The sequence below is a fragment of the Clostridium cellulovorans 743B genome, from assembly GCF_000145275.1.
In the GTDB taxonomy this organism is placed as follows: Bacteria; Bacillota; Clostridia; order Clostridiales; family Clostridiaceae; genus Clostridium_K; species Clostridium_K cellulovorans.
The window spans coordinates 5034200-5057864 of the sequence record NC_014393.1; the positions used below are offsets into that span (position 1 = coordinate 5034200).

The 23665-nt window shown below is 31.6% G+C and carries 20 protein-coding genes and 1 other annotated feature; of the genes, 1 reads left to right on the forward strand and 19 read right to left on the reverse strand.

Features of this window, described 5'->3' with window-relative positions; translation table 11 throughout:
* Positions 1–131: 131 nt before the first annotated feature.
* The 18 genes from ilvN to CLOCEL_RS20920 form a co-directional block, all read right to left on the reverse strand.
* Complete coding sequence (gene ilvN, locus CLOCEL_RS20835) at positions 132–629, reverse strand: acetolactate synthase small subunit (RefSeq protein WP_010074189.1); 498 nt, start codon at positions 627–629, stop codon at positions 132–134.
* Positions 630–644: 15 nt separating this feature from the next.
* On the reverse strand, positions 645–2369 hold the full coding sequence (gene ilvB, locus CLOCEL_RS20840) for a biosynthetic-type acetolactate synthase large subunit (protein WP_010074190.1): 1725 nt from the start codon (positions 2367–2369) through the stop codon (positions 645–647).
* A gap of 226 nt (positions 2370–2595) precedes the next feature.
* Positions 2596–2871: a binding site (T-box leader), on the reverse strand.
* Positions 2872–3013: 142 nt separating this feature from the next.
* Positions 3014–5635, reverse strand: coding sequence for an FtsX-like permease family protein (locus tag CLOCEL_RS20845; RefSeq protein ID WP_010074191.1), 2622 nt, complete (start codon positions 5633–5635; stop codon positions 3014–3016).
* Entirely contained in the window at positions 5632–6315 is a 684-nt protein-coding gene (locus CLOCEL_RS20850; RefSeq protein WP_010074192.1) for an ABC transporter ATP-binding protein, read from the reverse strand. The genes CLOCEL_RS20845 and CLOCEL_RS20850 overlap by 4 nt, the downstream gene beginning before the upstream one ends.
* 164 nt (positions 6316–6479) lie before the next feature.
* Complete coding sequence (locus CLOCEL_RS20855) at positions 6480–7481, reverse strand: sensor histidine kinase (RefSeq protein ID WP_010074193.1); 1002 nt, start codon at positions 7479–7481, stop codon at positions 6480–6482.
* Positions 7482–7483: 2 nt separating this feature from the next.
* Entirely contained in the window at positions 7484–8161 is a 678-nt protein-coding gene (locus tag CLOCEL_RS20860) for a response regulator transcription factor (protein ID WP_010074194.1), read from the reverse strand.
* A 209-nt stretch (positions 8162–8370) separates the two neighbouring features.
* Positions 8371–10092 carry a methyl-accepting chemotaxis protein gene (locus CLOCEL_RS20865; RefSeq protein WP_010074195.1) on the reverse strand — a complete coding sequence of 574 codons (1722 nt, stop codon included), beginning with the start codon at positions 10090–10092 and terminating at the stop codon, positions 8371–8373.
* A gap of 162 nt (positions 10093–10254) precedes the next feature.
* Positions 10255–11688, reverse strand: coding sequence for an Ig-like domain-containing protein (locus CLOCEL_RS20870; protein WP_010074196.1), 1434 nt, complete (start codon positions 11686–11688; stop codon positions 10255–10257).
* 25 nt (positions 11689–11713) lie between these two features.
* Positions 11714–13069, reverse strand: a complete 1356-nt coding sequence (locus tag CLOCEL_RS20875; RefSeq protein ID WP_010074197.1) for an acyl-CoA reductase — start codon at positions 13067–13069, stop codon at positions 11714–11716.
* Entirely contained in the window at positions 13069–14202 is a 1134-nt protein-coding gene (locus CLOCEL_RS20880) for a LuxE/PaaK family acyltransferase (RefSeq protein ID WP_010074198.1), read from the reverse strand. The genes CLOCEL_RS20875 and CLOCEL_RS20880 overlap by 1 nt, the downstream gene beginning before the upstream one ends.
* A gap of 356 nt (positions 14203–14558) precedes the next feature.
* Positions 14559–15161 carry an indolepyruvate oxidoreductase subunit beta gene (locus tag CLOCEL_RS20885; RefSeq protein ID WP_010074199.1) on the reverse strand — a complete coding sequence of 201 codons (603 nt, stop codon included), beginning with the start codon at positions 15159–15161 and terminating at the stop codon, positions 14559–14561.
* Positions 15158–16909, reverse strand: coding sequence for an indolepyruvate ferredoxin oxidoreductase subunit alpha (gene iorA / locus CLOCEL_RS20890; protein WP_010074200.1), 1752 nt, complete (start codon positions 16907–16909; stop codon positions 15158–15160). The genes CLOCEL_RS20885 and iorA overlap by 4 nt, the downstream gene beginning before the upstream one ends.
* Before the next feature lie 548 nt (positions 16910–17457).
* Positions 17458–17772, reverse strand: a complete 315-nt coding sequence (locus CLOCEL_RS20895; RefSeq protein ID WP_010074201.1) for a hypothetical protein — start codon at positions 17770–17772, stop codon at positions 17458–17460.
* A gap of 153 nt (positions 17773–17925) precedes the next feature.
* Entirely contained in the window at positions 17926–18153 is a 228-nt protein-coding gene (tlp, locus tag CLOCEL_RS20900; protein WP_010074202.1) for a small acid-soluble spore protein Tlp, read from the reverse strand.
* A 287-nt stretch (positions 18154–18440) separates the two neighbouring features.
* Complete coding sequence (locus CLOCEL_RS20905) at positions 18441–19181, reverse strand: ThuA domain-containing protein (RefSeq protein ID WP_010074203.1); 741 nt, start codon at positions 19179–19181, stop codon at positions 18441–18443.
* A gap of 20 nt (positions 19182–19201) precedes the next feature.
* Positions 19202–20011, reverse strand: a complete 810-nt coding sequence (locus CLOCEL_RS20910) for a sugar phosphate isomerase/epimerase family protein (RefSeq protein ID WP_010074204.1) — start codon at positions 20009–20011, stop codon at positions 19202–19204.
* Positions 20012–20209: 198 nt separating this feature from the next.
* Complete coding sequence (queE, locus tag CLOCEL_RS20915; protein WP_010074205.1) at positions 20210–20872, reverse strand: putative 7-carboxy-7-deazaguanine synthase QueE; 663 nt, start codon at positions 20870–20872, stop codon at positions 20210–20212.
* Positions 20865–21302, reverse strand: coding sequence for a 6-pyruvoyl trahydropterin synthase family protein (locus CLOCEL_RS20920; RefSeq protein WP_010074206.1), 438 nt, complete (start codon positions 21300–21302; stop codon positions 20865–20867). The genes queE and CLOCEL_RS20920 overlap by 8 nt, the downstream gene beginning before the upstream one ends.
* 626 nt (positions 21303–21928) lie before the next feature.
* Here CLOCEL_RS20920 and CLOCEL_RS20925 point away from each other — a divergent pair.
* Positions 21929–22552: a flavodoxin family protein gene (locus CLOCEL_RS20925; protein WP_010074207.1), complete on the forward strand. Its 624-nt coding sequence runs from the start codon at positions 21929–21931 to the stop codon at positions 22550–22552.
* Between the two features lie 255 nt (positions 22553–22807).
* On the opposite strand, the gene CLOCEL_RS20930 is transcribed toward CLOCEL_RS20925, so the two are convergent.
* Positions 22808–23662 (reverse strand): methyl-accepting chemotaxis protein, encoded by an 855-nt coding sequence (locus CLOCEL_RS20930; protein ID WP_010074208.1) that lies wholly within the window; start codon positions 23660–23662, stop codon positions 22808–22810.
* Positions 23663–23665: the final 3 nt, after the last annotated feature.

Genomic DNA, 23665 nt, shown 5'->3' on the forward strand with positions numbered 1-23665 from the left:
ATCACTTCTTTAGCATTTATTTTAAAAACTTAAATCAACCAAAAATAAGCTGACCGCTGTAGTAACTTTACAGCGGTCAACTTCTTCCCTAATATAATTTATTTCCTGATTAATTATATATTATCTAACTTTTATCTTTCAGTCATACTTATAGATTCGATTGCTACACTACCACCTCTAACAACTTCTATTGTTGTAAAGCTTTCTTTTAGCAATTTTATCATACTATTGTTTTTTCCTTCAGTTTGCACAAATTCTAATAAAGCACTATCCTTACCATAATCAATAATAGACCCTTTAAAGACATTTGCAATATGGAATAATTCCCTCTTATCATCTTTTGTACAATTTTTAACTTTTACAAATAATATTTCTTTCATATGAATTGAAGTACAAGTAAAATCTACTACTCTTATTACTTCAACGCATCTATTCAATTGCTTTTTGATCTGTTCAAAGGTATTATCGTCACTATTTAAACTAATTGTCATTCTTGATATAGTAGGGTCTTCTGTTGCTCCTACAGTTAAGCTTTCTAAATTATAAGACTTTCCAGAAAACAATCCAGATATCTTTGCCAGTACCCCTACATCATTTTCAACATATAATGAAATCCATCTTTTTTTCATCGAATTTTCCTCCTCTTAACATTCTAAAATCATATTATCTAAAGGATTTCCGCCTTTTACCATAGGTAAAACTAATTCTTCACTATCTATGATAATTTCAATAATAGTCGGAGCATTTTTGTTCTCTGCAGCTTTCTCAAAGGCATTCTTTATCTCCGCTTCACTTGTTACACGGATTCCATGTGCTCCATAGCTTTCTGCTAACTTAATGAAGTTTGGAGAATACACTGGGCATACCTTATCTGGATTATGACAATCCTTAGAACAACTCTTCCTATATTTTAAACAAGTGCTTGAATATCTTTTATCAAACATTAATTGTTGCCATTGACGAACCATACCTAAATAGCTATTGTTAAAGATACATAAAATCAATGGTAACTCTTGTGCAACTGCTGTGGCCATCTCTTGAATATTCATTTGGAAACCGCCGTCTCCTGATATACATATAACTTTTTTATCAGGGTTAGCAAGCTTTGCTCCTATAGCCGCAGGGAACCCATACCCCATAGTTCCAAGTCCTCCAGAAGTTATAAGCTGTCTATTTTCGTCTATCTCCAAATATTGAGTAGTCCACATTTGATGCTGTCCAACATCAGTAACTACAATTGAATCTTTAAAGATATCATTAATCTGCTGTATTATTAATTCAGGAGTAATACCCTTGTCTTTTTTCATTCCTAGTGGATATTCTTCTTTCCACATTTCTATTTGCTCAATCCATTTAGAGCATTCACAACGTTTAGCTTCTTCAAGCATTTTTTTAATTGCCGGTTTTGCATCTGCAACTATCGGCACATCAACTATAATGTTTCTGGAAATAGATGCAGAGTCAATATCTAAATGAATAATTGTAGCATTCTTTGCAAATTCACTAATCTTTCCTGTTATTCTATCATTAAATCTAGTTCCTATAGAAAAAAGTACATCACATTCACTGATTGCCTTATTAGCGGCGTAACTTCCATGCATACCTACATTGCCAATATATAAAGGATGTGTTGTTGGTATCGCACCTCTACCCATAATAGTTGTTATTACTGGTGTATTTGTAATCGTTGCTAACTTAGTAAATTCTTTTTGTGCTCTTGCAATATTCACTCCTCCACCAATTAAGAAAAGAGGTTTCTCAGCTTTTTCAAGCAATGCTAAAGCTCTCTTTAATTGTCCACTGTGTACTTTTGTATTTGGCTTATAACTTCTCATGTTTACTTCTGTAGGGTAATCATCATCACCAAGAGCTAACATAACATCCTTAGGCAAGTCTACTACTACAGGACCTGGCTTTCCAGTACTTGCAATATAAAAAGCTTCTTTAATGATTCTTCCTAAATCTTTTCTATCTCTAACAGTTACTCCATATTTGCATATACTTCTTGTAATTCCTACAATGTCAACTTCTTGAAAAGCATCATTCCCAATAAGGTTAGTTGGTACTTGACCTGTAAAACATACAAGAGGTACACTGTCATAATTAGCTGTAGCAATTCCTGTTACCAGGTTTGTTGCTCCTGGTCCACTTGTAACTAAACAAACACCAACCTTTCCAGTTGATCTAGCATAACCATCAGCAGCGTGGATAAGTGCTTGCTCATGTCTTGGTAAAATAAGTTCTATATCGTCTTGCCTATATAAAGCATCAAAAATGTCAATGGCATACCCACCAGGATAGCCAAACAACACGTCTACCCCTTCCTCTTTTAGGGCTTTTACAAAAAAATCTGTTCCTGCAATTTTCATTTGGGTTACCTCCTAATATTTTTTTTAATCAAACATTTTTATATTTGAAAAACATTGTGTACTTATTAAATTGATACCTCTAATTTATTTTATATCTTTGGCTAGCCTTAAACTAAAAGTACTAAAGGAATTTTGTTCTAAGTATACTGCTAAAAAAGTAAATAATGATAATTTAATTATTATAAACTTGTAATAAAATATAAAAGCCCTAAGCTGAAAGATATCAGCTTAGGGCGAATCATGCATAATCCGTGTTACCACCTAAATTCAAATACAAAAGTATTTGCTCTCTATTCAGTACGGGATATACATCCGATACCGATTTCCTTTTAACGGTGGAAACTTCCGGTGAAGTCTACTTAAAGATAAAATAGCTTATGCTACACTTTGTTCGGTTCACTGCTCAAAGGCTACTTCCATACTTCCTTCATGAAGATTTACACCAACCATCTTCTCTCTATGCTTTCAGTAAGTATGTACTCCTCCTCATCAATGCATTTCATTTGATTTAAAGTACAATATAATTATACAGAAAAATTTAACAGTGGTCAAGAATTTTTTGAAAATTTAAAAAAGTCGTTAATTCGTATCTTTCATATTAAAAAAATTTTCAAATACCTGTAGCTACCATAATAAAATTAGTATTATATTATTTCTTGCTTTAAGGCATCTATTATATTTTCTTTTCTAATCTTTGAGCTAGAATATACCATAGTCGCTCCAACAACGAAAAATACAGAAAAGACAGCAACTAAAACACTTATCCAATGGATAGTAAAATCAAATTCAAAGCTTTCTGTAAGAGATTTATAAATCAAATACATAGCTATAAAACTTATAGGAAGTCCATATATTAAGGCTTTAATTCCATAAAAGATGCTTTCATAATTTATCATCTTATTAAATCCTTTAGGTGTCATACCTACAGATTTAAGCATGGCAAATTCTCTTTTTCTAAGGGTAATACTTGTAGATATTGTGTTAAATATATTTGCTACAGATATAAGAGTTATTAGTACTATAAAACCATATTCAAAAACAGATAGTAGTAAAATCATCTGCTCTTCTTTCTCTTTTTGCATAAATACATTGTACACATAAATACCATTATTATTTTCTGAATCCACTATAGACTCAATTTTTTCTTGAACCTTTAATGCATCGTCAGTGTTTAAGAATAAACCGGTATGTATATATTCTTTTAACATTGAGTTCCTTTCAATTATCTTATTAAGCACATCCTTAGATACGATTAAATTAAATGTCGCAGTTGGTCCTTGAAACGTAACTCCCATAGGGAATTTATTTGTAAGAGCAGCTACCTCTACATCACCTAATGCCTCTTCTTTGTTTTCACTCATATTAGTGATTAGGTTAAGTTTTTCTCCTATATTTGTCTTAAGTATCTTTGTTTCAATGTATTTTTTTTGATTCTCATCTTTGTATTTAAGAGTATCAATGACTATTCCTGTGAGTTTTTCAGTATTCTTTAATTTATTATAGTCTGCACCTACTTCTTTTGAGTATTCTTCCAACGTTTTATCATCTGGTGCACTTATCTCTACCTGGTAAATATACTTCCCATCTTTTCTAGCATAAGACTCACCTTGCTCTTTTATAAAGTCAGCTGTTGAAGCTTCACCAATTAATGCATCTACATTAATAGTTTCCATATACGAAGCGCTTGTTATATTCTCTAGTGATGTTGTGTTTCTAATTATGTTTTTCTTCATTTCTTCATCTATATTATACATCTTTATGGAAATATCATAATTAACTCCGTCTTGAGTCATGACAATAGATTTCTTTAAGTATCCATTGAAAAAATCTACAGACAAAAATAACACAATACTAATAACTAAAGAAAAAACCGTTGCCTTATATCTCTTTTTATTTCTTTTTAAGTTCTTAAGGGCTATATCTCCCTCTATCCCAAATAACTTACCTGTAAGTTTTGATGTTTTAACATTTTTTCTTGTTAACTTAACATCTGTAGTTTGGCGAATAGCTTCGATAGCTGATATGTTTGATGCTCTTCTAGCAGGAATATACGTTGAAATAAATATCGTAATAGCAGAAATTACTATAGCTGCTGAAATTGAAGGAAGTGAGGCTACAAGCCTGAACTCCTCTGAAATATTCGATGAATTCTTCATTATTGGGTTTACACATAAAAATGTTATTCCCATGCCTATGAGCCCCGAAAAAATGCCAATAGGAATACTTATTGCTCCAAGAACAAAACCTTCAAAGAAAACAGAGTTCCTTTTTTGCTTTTTTGTTGCACCGACACTAGATAGCATCCCTAAATGCCTTGATCTCTCAGAAACAGAAATAGCAAAAGCATTATATATCAAAGAAATAGAACCGATAGCTATAATCCCCATAATAATTGCTGATAACTTTAACACTCCCCCTTTAAGTCCATCATCTTTTATAACTCCATAGTATCTTAAAAGTTCGCTGTTGTACCCGATATTATCACTTGCAATTCCATTTTCATCTGCCAACTTTTTAGCTTTATCAAATAACTTATTATTAATTTTTTTCAGAGTTATTGCTGCGTTTATAGTTCCTTTAGTATTAATCGCCTCTTCATTAACATAAGAAAATGCTGAAAACCCTGGCGACCAAGTTGGTTCAAAATTTGGTCTTTCAATTATTCCAACAATAGTATAATTCTTTGAAGATTCTTTTGTTAACTCTTCATCAACTTTTCCCGCTTCCTTTAACAGTGAGTAATTTTGCATCAAGAACTCTCCTGATGTCTTACCACTAATAGATTTTCGTTGCCCAACATCTACAGTAATACTATCTCCTATCTTATAATCAACCTTTCCATTAGTGATAATAGCATCAGATATCACCAGTTCATTAGAGTTTTCAGGTAGTCTTCCTTCCTTAAGTTTAATAGGAAAGTTTTTAAATCCAATCTTATTGTATTCTTCTATATACAGATAAGGTTTATTTTTATTTTGGCTGCCTTCTAAAACTCCATATCCTACTTTTTTATTTAAAATTAACTCTTTAGTATTCTCGTCATTTCTAATAGCTTTTATTTGTTCTTTGTTGGCATTCAAATATGTAACATGCCATTCCCCATCAGTAGCTATTTCTTGTCTTGCCATTAGATCCATAAAAGAACTGCTAAGAGTTGATACTGCTGTAATCATAGCCACAGATATTATTATTCCAATTATCGTTACAAGAGTTCGTTTTTTATTAAGCTTTAAATGCCTTAATGTTAGTTTATTAACTATATTCATGGACGAATCACCTCATCCTTTGTGATTTTACCATCTTCTATAGCAATAATTCTGTCTGCTTGCAAAGCTATACGTTCATCATGGGTAATGACAATCAGTGTTTGATTATAGGTTTTGTTAAACATCTTTAGTAATTCTATTATTTCTGTACCATTTTTGCTATCTAAATTTCCTGTTGGTTCATCGGCTAACATAATAGCAGGGTTGCTTATAAGAGCTCTACCTATGGAAACCCTCTGCTGCTGTCCTCCAGAAAGTTGATTTGGAAGATGTGTTAACCTATTCTTTAAATTTAATATCTCTACAACCTTATCAAATTGCTTTTTATCAACCTTATGTCCATCCAATAATAATGGGAGATTAATATTTTCTTCAACATTCAATACGGGGATAAGATTATAAAACTGATAAATAAGACCTATTTGCCTACGTCTAAAGATTGCTAATTGCGTTTCATTTAACTTATAGATGTCTGTATTATCTATTAGAACACGACCACTAGTTGGCTTATCAACACCACCCAACATATGTAACAATGTTGACTTACCTGAACCTGATGGTCCAATAATTGCAACAAATTCTCCTTTTTCCACAGTAAAAGATACATTATCAAGTGCCTTTACTGCAGTATCACCGTTGCCATAGGATTTTGATAAATTTTCTATTTTTAATATTTCCATATCCTAACCTCCAAATATAAATAGTGTTCCTCGGTAAAATTAAATATTAACCTTAGAATCATGTGGACTCCAGAATAAACTTTTATATCCGTGTCTTTAATCTTCCTCTATTATACTTATCTCCAATGACTTTACGGTGACTTTTTTATTACAATTTAGTCACTTTAGATTATCTGCTTATAAATTTTTATACTAAACTGTGTTCCTTCATTCTTCTTGCTTGTGACACTTAAATCTCCCCCTTGGCTAGCTATAATAGTTTTAGCCATTGCTAATCCTATTCCTACGCTATCTTCACTAGCATTCTTCCCTTTGTAAAAACGCTTAAAAATATAAGGCAAGTCCTCCTTATCTATACCACTGCCATTGTCAGTAACTTTTATTTGTGTATATAGAGGGGTCTCCTCCACTATAATCCAAATTGTACCTTTTGTTCCCGTATGCTCCACACAATTTTTCATAATGTTTATCATCGCTTCAGTTATCCAATTTAAATCTCCAATAAAGGTTGCCTCTGTATCACCTTCGATTATAATGCTCTGCTCTTTTATGTCCATTGGAATACTTATAGCTTTTGTCACTCTTTCAATAACTTCGGCAACAGATATTTTGTCCTTCTTGAACTTGACTGTTCCTGCATCAATCTTTGAAAGCTTTAATAAAGAAGTCAAAAGCCATTCCATTCTCTCTAGCTGATTTTGAATATTTTTAGTAAATACTACTCTTTTTTCTGATTTTAAATTACTATCACTCAAAAGGTCTGTCATCACCATCATAGATGTAAGAGGAGTTTTAAGTTGGTGTGATATATCAGAAATTGCATCACTGAGATTTTCTTTTTCTTTCTTAAGGGCTTCACCATGTTTTGAAAGCATAAGCGTAACTTTATATATTTCATTCTTAAGAATACTTAGCTCTCCTTCCTTATTATCTCTTATATCCAAAGAATACTCTCCACTACATATGGAGCGTAGAGACTCAGACAGTTTTTCTATTTCCTTATACCTGTATAAAGTAAACAAGCTATAAGATACTAAAAGTGTTACACATGTTATAAAGGTTATTACTCCTGCAAAAATATTAATTCTGAAACCTATAGAAGAACATATAATCGATACTAAAAACATAACTATAAGTAGTAATCTAACTTCTTTATTTCTAAGCATAATTAATCACCTATTCTATATCCCATACCACGAACGGTTTTTATAATTCTTGGGTTCTGTGGATCATCTTCTAATTTTTCTCTTATTCTCTTTATGTAAACTGTCAAAGTATTATCGTTAACAAAGTCTCCTGCCACATCCCATATTCCTTCTAATAACTGGCTTCGTGAAAGTACCTGTCCAATGTTATTGGCAAAAACTAACAACAATCTATACTCTAATGCAGTTAGGCTTATCTCTATGTTCTTTTTATAAACCTTTGCATCAAGAGTATTTATGCATATATCTCCTATTTCAAAAATATTTTTTAAGTTATTTTCTTTGTTACACCTACGTAACACAGATTTTATCCGTGAAATAAGCTCCTTAATACGAAAAGGCTTTGTTATATAATCATCAGCTCCCATATCTAGACCCATAACCACATTTACTTCATCATCACAGGCAGTTAAAAATATAATTGGCATATCAGATTTTGCTCTTGCCATTTTACATAATTCATAGCCACTTCCATCGGGTAATGATAAATCAAACAAACATAAATCCAACTGGATTTCTTCTATTGCTTCTTTTCCTGCTGCTACACTATGACACATTATAACTGTATATCCTTCTTGTCCTAAGGAGTACTCTAACCCTGCCGCAATAGTCTTATCATCTTCAACTAATAGAATATTCAAATTATCACCTCTTCTCATATATTTACCAACATTATATCAATTCATAGCATTATTAACATAACTAATTTGTAATATAACCATCTCTTCTTTAATATATGACAAAAGAATACGGGATGGTTGTATTTCGATTTAAAATTCACACAAGCCAAAAAGCAAGACTAACAAGATAAGCATAAAAAACCTCATCTTATTAATTTTGCTTTTCAACACTAGTTATTATTCAATATAAACTTTTTAATTTGATTGCTCATAGACGTTGTTCTATCCTCTAACGAACGAGAAGAGTTTTCCACCTCATTAGCCAAATTAATCAATTCCTCTGTAGTAGCAGAAATTTCTTCTGCTGAAGCTGAATTCTCTTCTGAAACGGCTGAAGTGTTCTCCGCAACAGAAATAATACTATTCTTACTTTCATTTATAATTGCAACAGATTTATTTATCTCACTTATCTTAGGCAATATATCTCCTATAGATTCAATAATCTCTTTAAAAGATTTTATCGATGTATCTATCACTGCTACCTCATGTAAAAGTTCCTTATTTGCCTCATTTGTAGTTTGCGTGACAATCTCAGTCTCTGTTTGTATATCATTTAGTAGCTTGTTAATATCATTAGAAGAATTTTTTGATTGCTCTGCTAGTTTCCTAATTTCATCAGCAACTACTGCAAATCCTTTTCCTGAATCGCCAGCCCTAGCAGCTTCTATAGCAGCATTTAATGCTAGAAGATTAGTTTGATCTGCAATATCATTTATAAGTTTTGTTATTTCAGTTATTTCACTAACTTTACCTGTTAATTCAGATACCTTAGAACTCACCTGGTTAAAAGAATCTGACATGCCCTTTATAGACGCTATAAGTTGTCCTAACTCTTTATTACTTTTTTGTGCTTTCCCATTTATTACATTAGTACTTTTATCTACACCAAAAACAGTTGCTGCAATCCCCTCTAATGAAGTCCCAAAAACATTTAATACGTTATTCATTTTTATAAGTTCTGTTGATTGTTCAGAAGAACCTTGTGCCACAGCATCAATAGCTCCTGAAATCTCCTTTGTAGAAGAATGCATATTCTCTGATAATGTTGAAAGTGATGTTGATTGATTAGATATAAAACTTGAATCAGCCTCTATATTCCTTAATATCTGGGCAATCTCTGTAATAGTTTTATTTAAAGCCTTATTCATACTACCAAATTCATTGGTAAGACTTGTATCTATTTCTACTGTAAAATCACCTTCTGATAAAACTTTTAACTTACTAGTAAATTCCCTTATAGAATTCTTAATAGCAAAGGTTAGTATTAATGATATTACTGTCAACAAACTAATTGATATAATAAATACGACTCCATAAATAACAACGCTTCTATTATAAATTTTTTGCGATTCTTCTTTTTGAGAATTTGCTATACTTTTCTGAAAATCTACAATATCAGTAATATTTATAGTTAATGCATTACCATAGTTTGTCATTTCATCAGCCATTTTTTTAGTTATCGCTTGCCCTTTTTTTCTTTGCTCTATCAACTCAGGTACAAAAGAAAAATAATTATCATAAGCAGATTTAGCATCATTTATTAATTGCTTTTCTTTTTCATCATTAAACTCATGTTTCAATTGTTGATCCATAATTTCTGTTATTTTATCATTGTATTCATAAGCTAACTTATTCATATTTTCATCATACGGTCTATCTATTATTTTAGTTAGAGTATTCCTTAGCACTCCCATGTACCCATTTACATCTCCCCATGACTTAAGTTCAGGAATAACATTATCATTTATTTCACTAGTTATATTATAAACTTTATTAATGTTAATATAACCTACTGCTGCAATTGCAATAGTTGTTGCTATTGAAATTACCCAAAGTCTAATAATATTTTTTGTTATCTTTACGTTTTTAAGTGCCTTATAATTCTTTATCATCATGAACCTCCCCTAATAATAGCTATACCTCTTGATATAGTCGTCGTTACTATTAAAAAATTCTTCACAGGAAATGTTTTCATATGTCTTCACTGATACAAAAATAGTATAGGTAATAGCTATTACCTATACTATTTTCTAATGATAAAATGTATATTTTACCTATTCAATTACATTTACATTACAAACCTTCTGTAACTTTCCGTCGGCAGTGTTGCAAATTATTTTCACCATTCCAGGATTCTCACCCTTAACTTGTCCATTAACGCATACCTTTGCTACCTTGTCATCGTAAGACTGCCAAAGTACTATTTTATTTGTTGCATTGTCAGGTGCTATAGTTGGTATCAAACTTATATATTCTCCAACTTTAACATTAGCATTATATGTATTTAAATTTAAACCAGTTACTGGACTAACTGAGATATTTCTTGTACTTCTAGAAAAGGTATCATCACTTACATCTTCCGTAAATATATCCGCTGCTTGAGTCCAATAGTATTTTTTGCCCATCATTTCTGCAATTCTTTGAGTATCTGTTCTTGCAGATGCTGCTACATTTCCTGTAGGAGTTGTTCCAACATATTCTGCAGGTGAAGAAACTCTATAGGAACAAAAATATGTATATTTTCCATCATAATGCTTCTCTACCTGTTGAATTGGTGCATGAAATAATGGCTTTAACTCTGTATAAGCACACATTTTCTTCAATTCATCATTATCATCTCCAGCTAATCCACTAGTTAGCGCAGATGATTTATATAGCTCAAAAGGTATATTTTTATTATTTATAAATGATGATACACACTCCCTTGCCACTTCACCCGTCCATCTATAATTTAAATATTCTTTTCCTAAGTTAGAGAAATACGGATCTAATAACGCTACCCTAGATGGTAATAACTCTGGTGGAATTGCTCCACTATCTACATTATCACTGATTAATTTTGTAAGTCTTATTGCCATTTGACTTCCTAATGAATGTCCAACAATTCTAATAGAACTTCCCTTATATCCACTTAAAGCTTTTACATACTCTTCATATAATAAATCAGCAGAACTCTTCTTTATAGAACTTGAAACATCATAACTACCATCAGATTTCCTCCATCTCATGCTATTACGTGCTGTCGGTGACCATATTTTACTTTCAGCATCTTCAACACTTAATTCATCTGAAAATTGATTCCAATAAAACACGCCAACATTCCAGCCAGCTTTTATCCATGAATCCGCTGCATTTTCTCCATAAAAATAGAAAGATTCTCTATGTTTAATCAAAGAATAATTCGGCTGCCAACCGTGTATATATATAATTGTTGGTTTTGAAGGATCAAAAGCTGGATTAGTCTCATTAGGAATAAACTTATATGGCTTATTCCCTATCCCATACCAATATATTCCATAGTTCAATTCATTCCAATCTAGATTGTCCCAACTTAATTTAGTCCAATCTAGATTTATAAAACTTCCGTTATTTGATGCCATTGTAGTATTGTCTACTTCACTTGCATAACTTAATTGAGGAGTAATAATACATGATAGACTAAGAGCTAATGCTAAATATTTTCCTTTCATCTTACATTTCTTTTTCATTTTAGCCACTCCAAAATTCCTTTGATTATAGTTGTCTACTAACTACGTAAGTCATTTCCTGCAAATTGTGCATTCCATCATGAGAAGTTCCTGGATAATGTGCTGGCATTTCCCCTGGCTTAGTGACTATGCTTACACCAAGTAACGTCATTTTTTCAATAAATTCGTGGTCGTCACCACTATACCCCATAGTTTGAAGGAATTGCTTTAAATTTTCTTCAACATAATCATGTACTTCATCTTTATTTTCATATGGGCAAACAAATATAAGTCTATTAAAGCATCTATCAATATCCTTTTTTTCAGGCATTCTGTTGCTTAAAATCACAGTATAGTCGGCATTACACGATGCAAACACCTTTGCCGGTTTCTCCTCATCAACACTATATTTTAATAAACAATACTGTCGGTCTTGTATTGATTTCATAGAACTCCAAGGACTCAGATATGCCTTTGGGAAAACCTCTGTAAGCTCTTTCAAGCTTTCTGCTACAGTTTCTGCAAGAATATTAATGTCTATTTTTTTATTGGCAAATACCATCCTAGGAGACAAACAGGCTTTTTGCTCCCAACATATCACATCACTAGCAATACCTTTTGCAATAGTCTTAATATCTTCTACTTTATCTATAACTTCAAAACTAATTTTAGCACCATGCATTATTAAATGAGAATTATATTTTGCACATAACTCTGCCATTATCCTTCCTGAATATTCTCCACCCCAATGTATAACACAATCCATTTCTCTCACGACAGTCTCATATATATCAGAACATTCACTACTAAAGTATAAAACAGATAGTCTATCTTTTATACTTGGATCAAGCTGTACCAAACTTTCATAGAAAGCATACGCAAAATATGGTTCATCAGCAGAAACCTTTACTAAATTACAGTTCTTTGATAATAACCCCATACCTATACTTGTCGGAACAACTACAAATGCATTTCCAGAAATATTATGAAACATCACACCTCTTGGCTGTCTATGCACAGCTCCATAACTTGTTGGAACCCAATTATCTAGTATATCAATGTTACCAAGTTCTTCTTTAATGATTATCTCAAGATTTTCTCTTAAAAGCATTCTCATACTATTTTCAAGTTCATATGTTACAAGTTCTTCACTTTGATTCAATATGTTAGCTAATCTTTCTATATGTACTTTGGAGTATCCTCTATCAAGCCACAATCTTCCACACCTATCCAAAAGATCAATTGTATCCTGCACTGATATTGCATGACTCTTACTTTTACTTTTTCTAAGTCTTTTTATTTCCTCAATTACCTGATCTCTACTTGAGTAAGTTAATTCTAATTCCAGGCCATTTATATTCTTTATTAAAACATTACTTTCACAAACAGTTTCGCTCTTCATTATATTTCACTCCTTACGTTAAGAGTAGCTCCGCATCCTTTAGCTTCTGCCCCTTTAACTCTGCCAATAACTTTTATTGTCATAGCATACTTATTACAATCAGGGCACTGATCCATAGATACTATTTCAGCAATATCATCAACCAATATTGATGCTCCTGCAAAGCTATCAGTTCCATAGGCATTTAATATTTGAACAAACCCTCTATCACCTGGATTATATAATGGTTTTAAAGTTTTTATATCTCTAATAATGACCTTTCCCCATTTTGGCACATGAAAAAGATAGTCTTTATATTCCTTAGAATAATGACCTAAGATACCGCAAGTATTTTCAGTAAAAGAGTATCCATCGATAAAGTTTTCTTCTGGAATTCCAAGAAAACTAGCCACAGTTTCAACAAATTCTTGTCTTGTTATTGCTATTCCTGTACTTATGTTTCCTTTCTTTCCTTCCCAGCCCCCGCCACCAGTGTGAACTAATACATTCTTCCCCAACTTTACAGGTCTCATAGTTTCTTCCAACTCTTTTATCGCATTAAAAATTAGCAAAGTTGAGCCTCTTATAGCAAGATGTTCTTCTAATTGATCATGTTTAATTATAAAGTTCTTAAACTTATCAATATCAATCGTTAGGTCTTCATCCTCTTCTTTAACAAGAAATATTGTACCTTCTTTAAATTCGAAAAGATCCAATAAATTACCCATATATGATTCTGTTGGTCTTCCTAAAATCATTTCACTTTTATGCTTTCTCATAACTTCTGGTTCTGGATAAAAGACACACTCTTGTACAATATATGGACGAGTAATTTCCTTATCCCGTTCATTAATTTCACCTATCTGCATAAGTTCTTGCCTTCGTCTACCAACCATACTTGGATCTCCGCTTGTACTACTAGATACTGTCCATTTTTCAATTGTCTCTACTGGCACCCTTAATAGATGCTTGAATATATCAGCAGACTTTTTAAACAGAGTAGTTGCAATAAATGGTATATTTTCTATATCCTTTTCTGTATTTAAATTTATGCTTGGATTAAACCCTTGACTGTCACATAATAATTTATAAGCTTGGCATTGTTTATACTGATTAATTACGTTTTCCTTTAAATCCTGAAAAAAATTATTCATATAATTGTACCTCCTATTTTTTAAACTAATCAGTCAGTACAATTATATCTTCACCTTTTTATTGTTTCAAAATCATATTCTATGCTCATTTTCTCATAATCTCTAATATAGTTTTATTTTTCCAACAAACACCTTGTTTTTCTTAATTTTCCATATACATACTCACTAAATCGTCTTTTTTTACGTTTTATTTTACATATGACCATTATTGTACAATATATAAAAAGCAAAAACACCAGAATAAATGAACTTATCATTAATTCTCGTGTTTCTACTTTTAAACAAATTATTTTCTCTATATGCAACTTAGTTGCACTAAAAAAAGTTTATATCTAAATTGCTCCTTTACTTCAAACTTACCCATATATATAACTATTTTCTGACTGATACGAATCCTTATAATTATATCCAAAATCAAAAGCCTTTAAATTTATCTCTAAAAATTTTAAAGGACTAGTCTCTTCTATAACTTTCTTCCATTCTGATTTTTCTATATCTGTAATGGATGCTAAAATACCTACTAAAACTAAATTGACAGCCTTAACATTTCCAGCTCTACTTGCAAGTCCTACTGCATCAACTGTATAAAGGTTTACTGGCAACTTAGAAATCTCAGAAATTAGATTGCTAGGATAAAGTGTCGCCCCAGTTATTACTGGCATAGGCTCAATCTTTTGAGTATTTACTATTAATGTTCCTTCCTTCTTTAAATAATGTATGTAATTGGCACACTCAAGTAATTCAAAAGAAAGAATTACATCCGCAGTTCCACTCTCTATAACTGGTGAAAATATCTTATCTCCAAACTTAACGTGCGTAACAACACTACCTCCTCGTTGAGACATACCATGAACTTCAGAAATCTTCACATCCAATCCAACATTTTGAGCAAGTTTACCAAGTATTCTGCTAGCGAGTAAGGCTCCCTGTCCTCCTACTGCTGATATTAAAATATTCATTCTACTTCCCCCTGACTTGTTTCGATTGCTCCAAACCTACAGACCTTCTTGCAAAGTTCACATCCTACACATAGAATATTATTAATCTCTGCCTTATTATTCTTAATCCCTATAGAAGGACATCCGATCTTAAGACATTCTCTGCAGCCTTTGCATAATTTTGAATTTACCTTTAATGCTTCTTTCACTATATTCGCCCTTTCCAATAAAACACAGGGCCTTTTTGTTATTATTAATGATGGTTCTTCAGCCATAGTTTCATCAGCAACGACTTTCTCTAAATTTTCAATATCATAAGCATCTATCGTCCGGACGCGCTTAATACCAATAGCCTTTCCTAGAGCTTCAAAATCGATCGATAAGGTTGGTTCACCTCTTAAGGTATAGCCAGTTGCAGGATTTTCTTGGTGTCCAGTCATAGCAGTTGTGGAGTTATCTAATATAATTACTGTTGTATTTCCTTTATTATAGACGACATCTATTAATGCAGTAATTCCTGAATGTATAAAAGTTGAATCTCCAATAACCGCTACAGTATTTTTTGAAAAATCTTTTCCCTGAGCTTTTTCAAACCCAAAAGCCATTCCTATGCTCGCTCCCATACAAATAGCTGTCTCCATCGCATCTAATGGTGGAAATGCTGCCAAAGTATAGCATCCTATATCCCCAGAAACATGTAGTCCTAGTTTCTTTAAAACATAGAATACTCCCCTATGGTGACAGCCTGGACATAAAACAGGTGGTCTATTAGGAATAAACTCAGAAAACTCAACTACGACCTCATCCATTACCTCTTTTAAAATACTCTTCCTTATAATTTCAGGACTTAACTCCCCTACAGTAGGAATAACTTCCTTACCTACTACTCCAAGTCCCCATGATTTTATCTTTTCTTCAAAGATAGGTTCTAATTCTTCAATTACGAAAGTACTATCGCACTTATTTACAAACTCAGTTATTTTATTTCTAGGCAATGGATAAGAAAGACCCAACTTTAAAATTGACGCACTAGGAAAAACTTCTTTTACATATTGATAAGCTATTCCACTAGTAATTATTCCTATATTCAAATCATTATACTCAACTTTATTCAACTCAGTTATTTCTGCAAACTCTTCTAGCTTTTTTAATCTTGCTTCAGCGAGAACTCTTCTCTTCTTCGAAACTGCAGGCGCAACTATGTACTTATTTGGGTTTTTGTCATATTCTTTCACCAAATTTATTTGTTGGTCTTCTAGGTAAACGATACTTTGTGAATGCGAAACCCTTGTACTCAACCTTAGTATTACTGGTGTATCAAAATCTTCACTTATCCTAAGTGCAGCTCCTACAAACTCTTTACATTCTTGACTATCTGAAGGTTCTACCACTGGCACCTTCGCAAAAACTCCAAAATACCTTGTATCCTGTTCATTTTGTGAACTGTGTTGCCCAGAATCATCTGCAACTGCAATTACAAGCCCTCCATTTACTCCTGGATAAGAAATCGACATAAGAGGATCTGCTGCGACATTCAATCCCACATGTTTCATTGCAACCAGTGTTCTAGCTCCTGCAATTGACGCACCGATTCCAATCTCCAGGGCTACCTTTTCATTAGATGACCATTCGCCATTAATGTTTTCATATTTTGATATATTGCTCAGAATTTCTGTGCTCGGCGTACCTGGATATGCAGTTGCAACCGTTACACCATATTCAAATGCCCCTCTGGCTATTGCCTCGTTTCCTGTCATTAATTTTTTCAATATAACTCTCCTCCCTCTATAATCTTCAATATGCTAATCTACTATTAGAATTAAAACCATTAAATTTAATTTAACGATTATCTTATATTTAATTCTTGACACTATAACTTTTTAGAGTCTAGTTCTAATATATATCGGCATATCTTAGAATATATCTCCCTTAATGATTTGATTTACCTTTTTAAAGTATTTTACATTTCCAATAATTATTTTGCTATTAACATGTAGAAAACTATGCTAATAGCTTGTCTTGTAAATGGTATCTTCTTCATGAGTTATATATCTTCTTAAACTTCCTACTTACTTCTTATATCAGATATATAATTAGACTCTTACTTTTTCATTAAGTTGATTATAAAGATTTTAACGGATTGTTTTTCGAAATTTATTTCTAAAATGTACTTAATAATATGTTTTTAATATAATCTAAATATATAATATTCGAACTCGATTTCATAACTAATATTAACAATTATTCCAACTACTATAAATATAATTTTATCATTCTATTCGTGGATAAACAACCTTTTTTTATCATAAACGACATTTTATTTTATTTTCTTAATATCTATCCACAAATATTTATTTTTTGCGATTGTAGCATAAGCTAAAAAATTTACAATCGTCCACTGTTTCATGGAATTACCACATTTCAACTCTACAACTTCATCATTAGAAATATAAAAATCTAACTTATTACTTCTACACCAATCAATTTTAAGATAAATCCTATGCTTTCCAGTAGCTATATTAAATCTTTTTATTTCTCCAGATTTTATTTCTCCAAAAAACTTGTTATCTAAAATTATTTTATAACTACGCATTTTATCTCTGATTTCTGATTTTCTTTCTATTTCAATCATATTTTATCCCCTTAACCTACTTAACATCATCTATATTTGTAGTAAAACAAAAAAGTATCACTTTGCAGCGATACTTTTCCTATATATTATAGTTACGCGTACTTAACTTTTATTTTACTAAATGAAATATCTATATTCTTAAGATTAATATATTTATTTATATCCATTTTCCTTAGCTATTGCTTCATCTCTAATTTCTTTTCTCATACCACTAAGAGCATCTTCTCTTCTCTTATTTTTATCTATTAAATCTTGCCTTGTTTTTTGATCATCAGTTTTAGCAATCATTTCATCAGCAAGCTCACAATTTTGAATAGTCTTACCAATGTTATATTGAATTTTATCTACATTATCTCGCCTATCATCTGGTTTGTTTCTCATAATATCATTTCTCCTTTATCTATTGTGATTTTTATATAAAAAGGTGCATTTTAATATAGAGAAACACCTTCTGAATTTATTATGTCTAGAGATATATTTATTATGCTAGAAACATTTAATGTGAAAAACTAATTATTACTACATAAACATTATTTTAAAATTTTTGAATTCTAAAATTTTTTTCTTTTTACCAGTTTAATTTACATCCACCACAAATAATATAACTAATGCTTTCATCAATACTTATTCTAAGTAATAATAATCGTAATTTCTAAATATCAGAACCCCTATTGAAAATTTTTCTCTAATAGTTCCTCTGGTTTCGGGGGCATACCTATGCATTCTAATGGTGCATTATTCATATTTATTGGTTTTGCCCATCTTATGGCATTTGTAATAATCTTCTGTATTTCTGGTTTGTAGTAAATAGGATACTCTTCATGACCTGGTTGAAAATAAAATATTTTTCCTTTTCCTCTTGTAAAAGTACAACCACTTCTAAATACTTCTCCACCTGCAAACCAACCTAGGAATATTACATCATCAGGTTTTGGTATATCAAAGGCTTCACCATACATTTCTTCGTTCTCAAGTTCAAAATAATCTGGTAATCCTTCTGCAATTGGATGTGAATGATCAATACACCATACTCTTTCTCTATCTCCATGTCTCCACCTTAAGTTCAATGTTGTCCCTAATAGTTCTTTCATAATTTTACTATGATGTGCTGAATGAAGAGCAATTAAACCCATGCCTTGCAATACTCTCTTTTTAACTCTATCTACAATTACATCTTCTACTTTTTCATGCGCCCTATGTCCCCACCAAATAAGAACATCTGTATTCATTAAAACTTCTTCTGTTAATCCATGCTCATACATATCCAATGTCGCTATCTGAATTTCTATATCTTTTTCCCTACCTAAAAACTCTGCAATACAGTCATGAATCCCCTTTGGATATATTTTCTTGATATGTTCATCTTCTCGCTCATGTATATATTCATTCCAAATTGTAACCTTTAACATATCCATGCTCCTTCTCTATTTTATATATTAGATAATATCCAATTAGCTGATTTCTCAATATACTCTATCTGATTTTGTGACCCAAAATGTTCAATAGCTAAGAAACCTTCATAGTTGATTTCCTTTAATCTATTAACTATTTCTTTCATTTGGATAGAACCATAGCCAACTGGTGATGTGTACATTCCTCTTCCTGCTATTGTATTAGTTGGTTCTTCACCACTAACAGGTACTAACGCTCTGTCTTTGCAGTGGACATGAACTATCTTATCCTTAAGTAACTCAAAAGCTTTTAACTCATTAACTTCTGAATACATAAAATTCCCCGTATCAAATGTACACCTTAGTTTTGGTACACGTTCCATAAACCAAATAAGCTCCTCATCCGTAGAAAATGGTGCTGTATGATGATCGAAATCTTCTAGTGTTACTACTATATTTTTTGTTTCTGCATAATCACAAATTTTATTTAATACATCTACCATATTACTTAACGCCATTTGATATACTTCACCTTCTTTTTCCTCTACAAATCCAGGAATAACAAGGACTCTTCCTGCTCGAAAGTATGCTGCATCATCAATAAAAGTGTAGCCTTTTTCATAGTCTAAGTTATTCCCAAAATCAAAGAACCCATAAACAGAAGCAACTTTAATCTTTGCTTCACCAAGCTTTTTCTTTAATTCTTCTTTACAGCTTCTTATATGTTCAATATCACATTCAACGCCTTCAATACCAAGTTCATTTACTTTCTTTAATATATCTAACAATTCATATCCTGTTTGTTCACTAGCAACAAGTATGTGATCATAAAAAACAGATAATTTCATTTGAACCTCCATAAAATCATATTCTACTCTCATTATACCTTTATAATTTTCTAAATACTCATATGATTTTGACCAATAATAACAAAATATTCATCTTTATCAACCTAACTGAATAGTTTTCCACAATCGTAAGTTATAGAAATAGAAATAGAGGCTTGTTTATAAGCCTCCAGTCTGTAACTTTTATATTGTATTATTTTATACACCTTTAACAGTAGGTCCCCAAATATATTTATGAAGCTGAAGTTGAATCCTTGCTTCTATTAACTTATTGTTTTTCATAAATTCAACTACTTCTGCTGGCTGTATTTTATCGAATATACAACTAAACAATACATTTGTTTTTTCTAATAGCTCGCATTCTTTTATAAAAGATAACGCTCTTTCTAAATCTTCATTGTCACCCACTACAAACTTAACTGAATCTTTTTTTGTTAATAACTTAAAGCTATCTCTCTTCATATATCCTTCCATCAGTGAAGATTTTCCTTTATAGTCTAAAGTTATACTGACTCTTTCCGATGAATAATTAATCTGCTGAACATCTACACTACCATTAGTCTCAATTTCAATTCGAAGAAGTCCATCCTTTAGTAGAAGATCTATAAGTTCTTTCATCTCTTTTTGAATTAGTGGTTCTCCACCTGTTAAAGTTACATTTCTTACACCAGTTTCTTTTATATAGGCATAAATTTCTTCACCACTCATTAATTCATAAGGACATTCTGGCTCATTAGCCCATTTAGTATCACAATAGGAACACTTCAGATTACATCCTAAAAATCTTATAAAAACAGCCAATTCTCCTGCTCTTAACCCTTCACCATTTATGCTTACGAACTTTTCTACAACCTTATACATATGTCACCTCATAAGTAGCCGCATTATTTGGAGTTTCATAAACCACCACTGATTTCATATTGTGTCCCTTTTTCTTTAATTGCTCGAAGAAAAACTTAGCTAAATTTTCAGCAGTAGGTCTAAATGAGACCTCTTCTACTCTAAATCCTTCTGTTGTTAGCATTTGAAAAAGCTCAGTTTTCAAACTCCCCTTTTCTACTATCAAGCAATGATCATAAAAATCCACAAGCTCCCTTATATCATTTTTAAAAATCCCGAAATCAACAATCATTCCTTTTTCGGCACCTTCATTAATTAATTGGTCACTAAAAATCTCTGCTACAACTCTCCATCTATGTCCATGTATATTACTACATTTACCATCATAATCTTTTAAAAAATGTGCACTGTCCATGCTATGCTCTGATACTAATTTATAAACTTCCTTCACTGTGATAGTCCTCCTTATAATGTTTAATTTCTATTTATATTTTGTATTTCCACTATGCATGGTTGTTACCCATCAAAGCTCTTAGTATTTATCTAAGCTAAATTTTTACAACTAAATATAGTTCAACTTATCTCTACATGCCAAAACAAAAAGGACACAATTGTGTCCTTTCTATAAAAATACCTACAAGGTCAATTTAGTCATTAGCTCATATTTGTACATAAAAGTTCTATTAAAATTCTACACTTCCATATATAAATGCTTATGCTTAATTGTCTCTCCTAGTTTTGTTTATAGACAGGATGGATTTCGAACTGTCTTGCAGCACCTTGAAATATCTAATTAATTTACTACTACTTCAAATATGCCTTATTTAGTTTTCATCTTATTGTATTACAGCAAATAAAGTTTTTCAATAAAAATTCAACCTTACATATTAGTTTTCATAAAGCATTATTAATTTATGTAAATACTATACAAATATACACATTATTAATGATTAAAAATATTCTTATTTCCATTCTATAATATAGCTTACTTTTTATAACATGTGTTAAAATAAATCATAGGTATAAATTTCTGACTTGATATTAGCTTCAACAATTTATTTTAAACGAGGTGTAAAAATGAAAGTATTACTTATCAATGGAAGTCCTAAAGCTAAAGGTTGCACCTACACTGCGTTAAGTGAAGTTGCAAAAGAATTAGAAAAAGAAAACATCGAAACGGAAATTCTACATGTTGGCAACAATGCTATTCGTGGATGTAGCGGTTGTGGTTGGTGTAGAACTAATCCTGGTAGATGTGTACATAATGATGATACTGTAAATATAGCTTTAGAAAAAGCTAAAGATGTAGACGCCTTTGTATTTGGTTCCCCTGTACATTATGCCGCTGCCTCAGGTAGCATCACTTGTTTCTTAGATAGATTCTTCTACGCGGGAAACTGCCTTCAATATAAACCAGGTGCTGCAGTGGTTAGTTGCCGTCGTGGTGGCTCAACAGCTACTCTTGATCAACTAAATAAATACTTTACGATATCCAATATGCCTATTGTTTCCTCACAATATTGGAATATGGTTCATGGAAGCAATCCTGAAGAAGTAACACAAGACCTAGAAGGTATGCAGACTATGAGACTTTTAGGCAAAAATATGGCATGGCTTTTAAAATCAATTGAAGCAGGAAAAAAAGCTGGCATTGCCTTACCAGAAAGAGAACCAAGAACTATGACTAACTTCATTAGATAGTTGTTCGATTAGAATATGATGGAACTTCCTTTGTCTTGCTCTATGCTTTAATAACTCTTTATAATTACCAAAAGTTTGTCTAAAAGATTTATTAAGTCTAAAATATGAGAAGAGTTCTAATAAAAATATATTCTAAAAAAACTGTTTATAGATTTCATATTCTTAAATCTATAAACAGTTTTTAATTATGAAAAATTTTACCATAATTTTTTAATAACTACTCTTTTATATTACTATTAACTTAAACTTTAAGACTTAAACATCTTCTGCAACTTTTTGTACAATATTTATTGCTGATAATAATTCATGAATTGATGCTGAAATCTCTTGCGTAGCTGCCGCCTGTGTATGCGATACATCTGATAATTGTTGAGTTTTTTCTAATAAAGTACTAACTTTAACATTAATAGATGATAAAAGATCTTTTGTACTATTAACCGATTCTCTACTATTCTCTGCCATCTTTCTTATCTCATTAGCTACTACAGAAAAACCTTTTCCTGCTTCACCAGCTCTAGACGCTTCAATAGCAGCGTTAAGTCCTAGGAGCCTTGAATTTGAAGCTATATCATTAACAAAATCCAAAATATTATTTGTTTTCTCGATTAGCCCTATTATCTCTTCAGTTTGGTTTAATGCCTCTGATACATTATCTGATAATTGTACTGCAGAGGATGATATACCTTCTGTTGTACCTATAAGTTCATTTATCGATATAGAAATTTTTTCAGATGTCTCCTTTAATACTGTTTGATTTTTAAGGCTTAATGCAACACTTATAGTTCCAATAATATTCCCCTTAAAATTCTTAAAAGGAATCGTAGCAGACCTAAATGCGTGCACCCCATAAACCCCACTAGGTATAATTCCTGCTTGAAGGGACCCTGTTCTTAATGCTTCTGGAATAAATCCTCTACTTGGAAAAGGCTTTCCTATTACTTCAGCAGGTTCAGCAGTTTTCCCTTCAAAATAATGAGTAAATACTTCTTTATCAGTTATAGCTACAGAATTATCTATAGATATTACATTTTGAAAGAGTTCCCCTATTCTTGCAACGATTTCTATAAGTTGTTTATCACTAATACTAATCAAATCCTTGTCTTCACTCATCAT

Coding starts and splice junctions, on each gene's coding strand:
- CLOCEL_RS20925 (WP_010074207.1), top strand. CDS start 21,929: ATGAAAGTATTACTTATCAATGGAAGTCCTAAAGCTAAAGGTTGCACC.
- CLOCEL_RS20930 (WP_010074208.1), bottom strand. CDS start 23,662: ATGAGTGAAGACAAGGATTTGATTAGTATTAGTGATAAACAACTTATA.
- CLOCEL_RS20910 (WP_010074204.1), bottom strand. CDS start 20,011: ATGAAATTATCTGTTTTTTATGATCACATACTTGTTGCTAGTGAACAA.
- queE (WP_010074205.1), bottom strand. CDS start 20,872: ATGTATAAGGTTGTAGAAAAGTTCGTAAGCATAAATGGTGAAGGGTTA.
- tlp (WP_010074202.1), bottom strand. CDS start 18,153: ATGAGAAACAAACCAGATGATAGGCGAGATAATGTAGATAAAATTCAA.
- CLOCEL_RS20895 (WP_010074201.1), bottom strand. CDS start 17,772: ATGATTGAAATAGAAAGAAAATCAGAAATCAGAGATAAAATGCGTAGT.
- CLOCEL_RS20885 (WP_010074199.1), bottom strand. CDS start 15,161: ATGAATATTTTAATATCAGCAGTAGGAGGACAGGGAGCCTTACTCGCT.
- CLOCEL_RS20845 (WP_010074191.1), bottom strand. CDS start 5,635: ATGAATATAGTTAATAAACTAACATTAAGGCATTTAAAGCTTAATAAA.
- CLOCEL_RS20850 (WP_010074192.1), bottom strand. CDS start 6,315: ATGGAAATATTAAAAATAGAAAATTTATCAAAATCCTATGGCAACGGT.
- ilvN (WP_010074189.1), bottom strand. CDS start 629: ATGAAAAAAAGATGGATTTCATTATATGTTGAAAATGATGTAGGGGTA.
- CLOCEL_RS20865 (WP_010074195.1), bottom strand. CDS start 10,092: ATGATAAAGAATTATAAGGCACTTAAAAACGTAAAGATAACAAAAAAT.
- CLOCEL_RS20905 (WP_010074203.1), bottom strand. CDS start 19,181: ATGTTAAAGGTTACAATTTGGAATGAATATATACATGAGCGAGAAGAT.
- ilvB (WP_010074190.1), bottom strand. CDS start 2,369: ATGAAAATTGCAGGAACAGATTTTTTTGTAAAAGCCCTAAAAGAGGAA.
- CLOCEL_RS20870 (WP_010074196.1), bottom strand. CDS start 11,688: ATGAAAAAGAAATGTAAGATGAAAGGAAAATATTTAGCATTAGCTCTT.
- CLOCEL_RS20875 (WP_010074197.1), bottom strand. CDS start 13,069: ATGAAGAGCGAAACTGTTTGTGAAAGTAATGTTTTAATAAAGAATATA.
- CLOCEL_RS20880 (WP_010074198.1), bottom strand. CDS start 14,202: ATGAATAATTTTTTTCAGGATTTAAAGGAAAACGTAATTAATCAGTAT.
- CLOCEL_RS20855 (WP_010074193.1), bottom strand. CDS start 7,481: ATGCTTAGAAATAAAGAAGTTAGATTACTACTTATAGTTATGTTTTTA.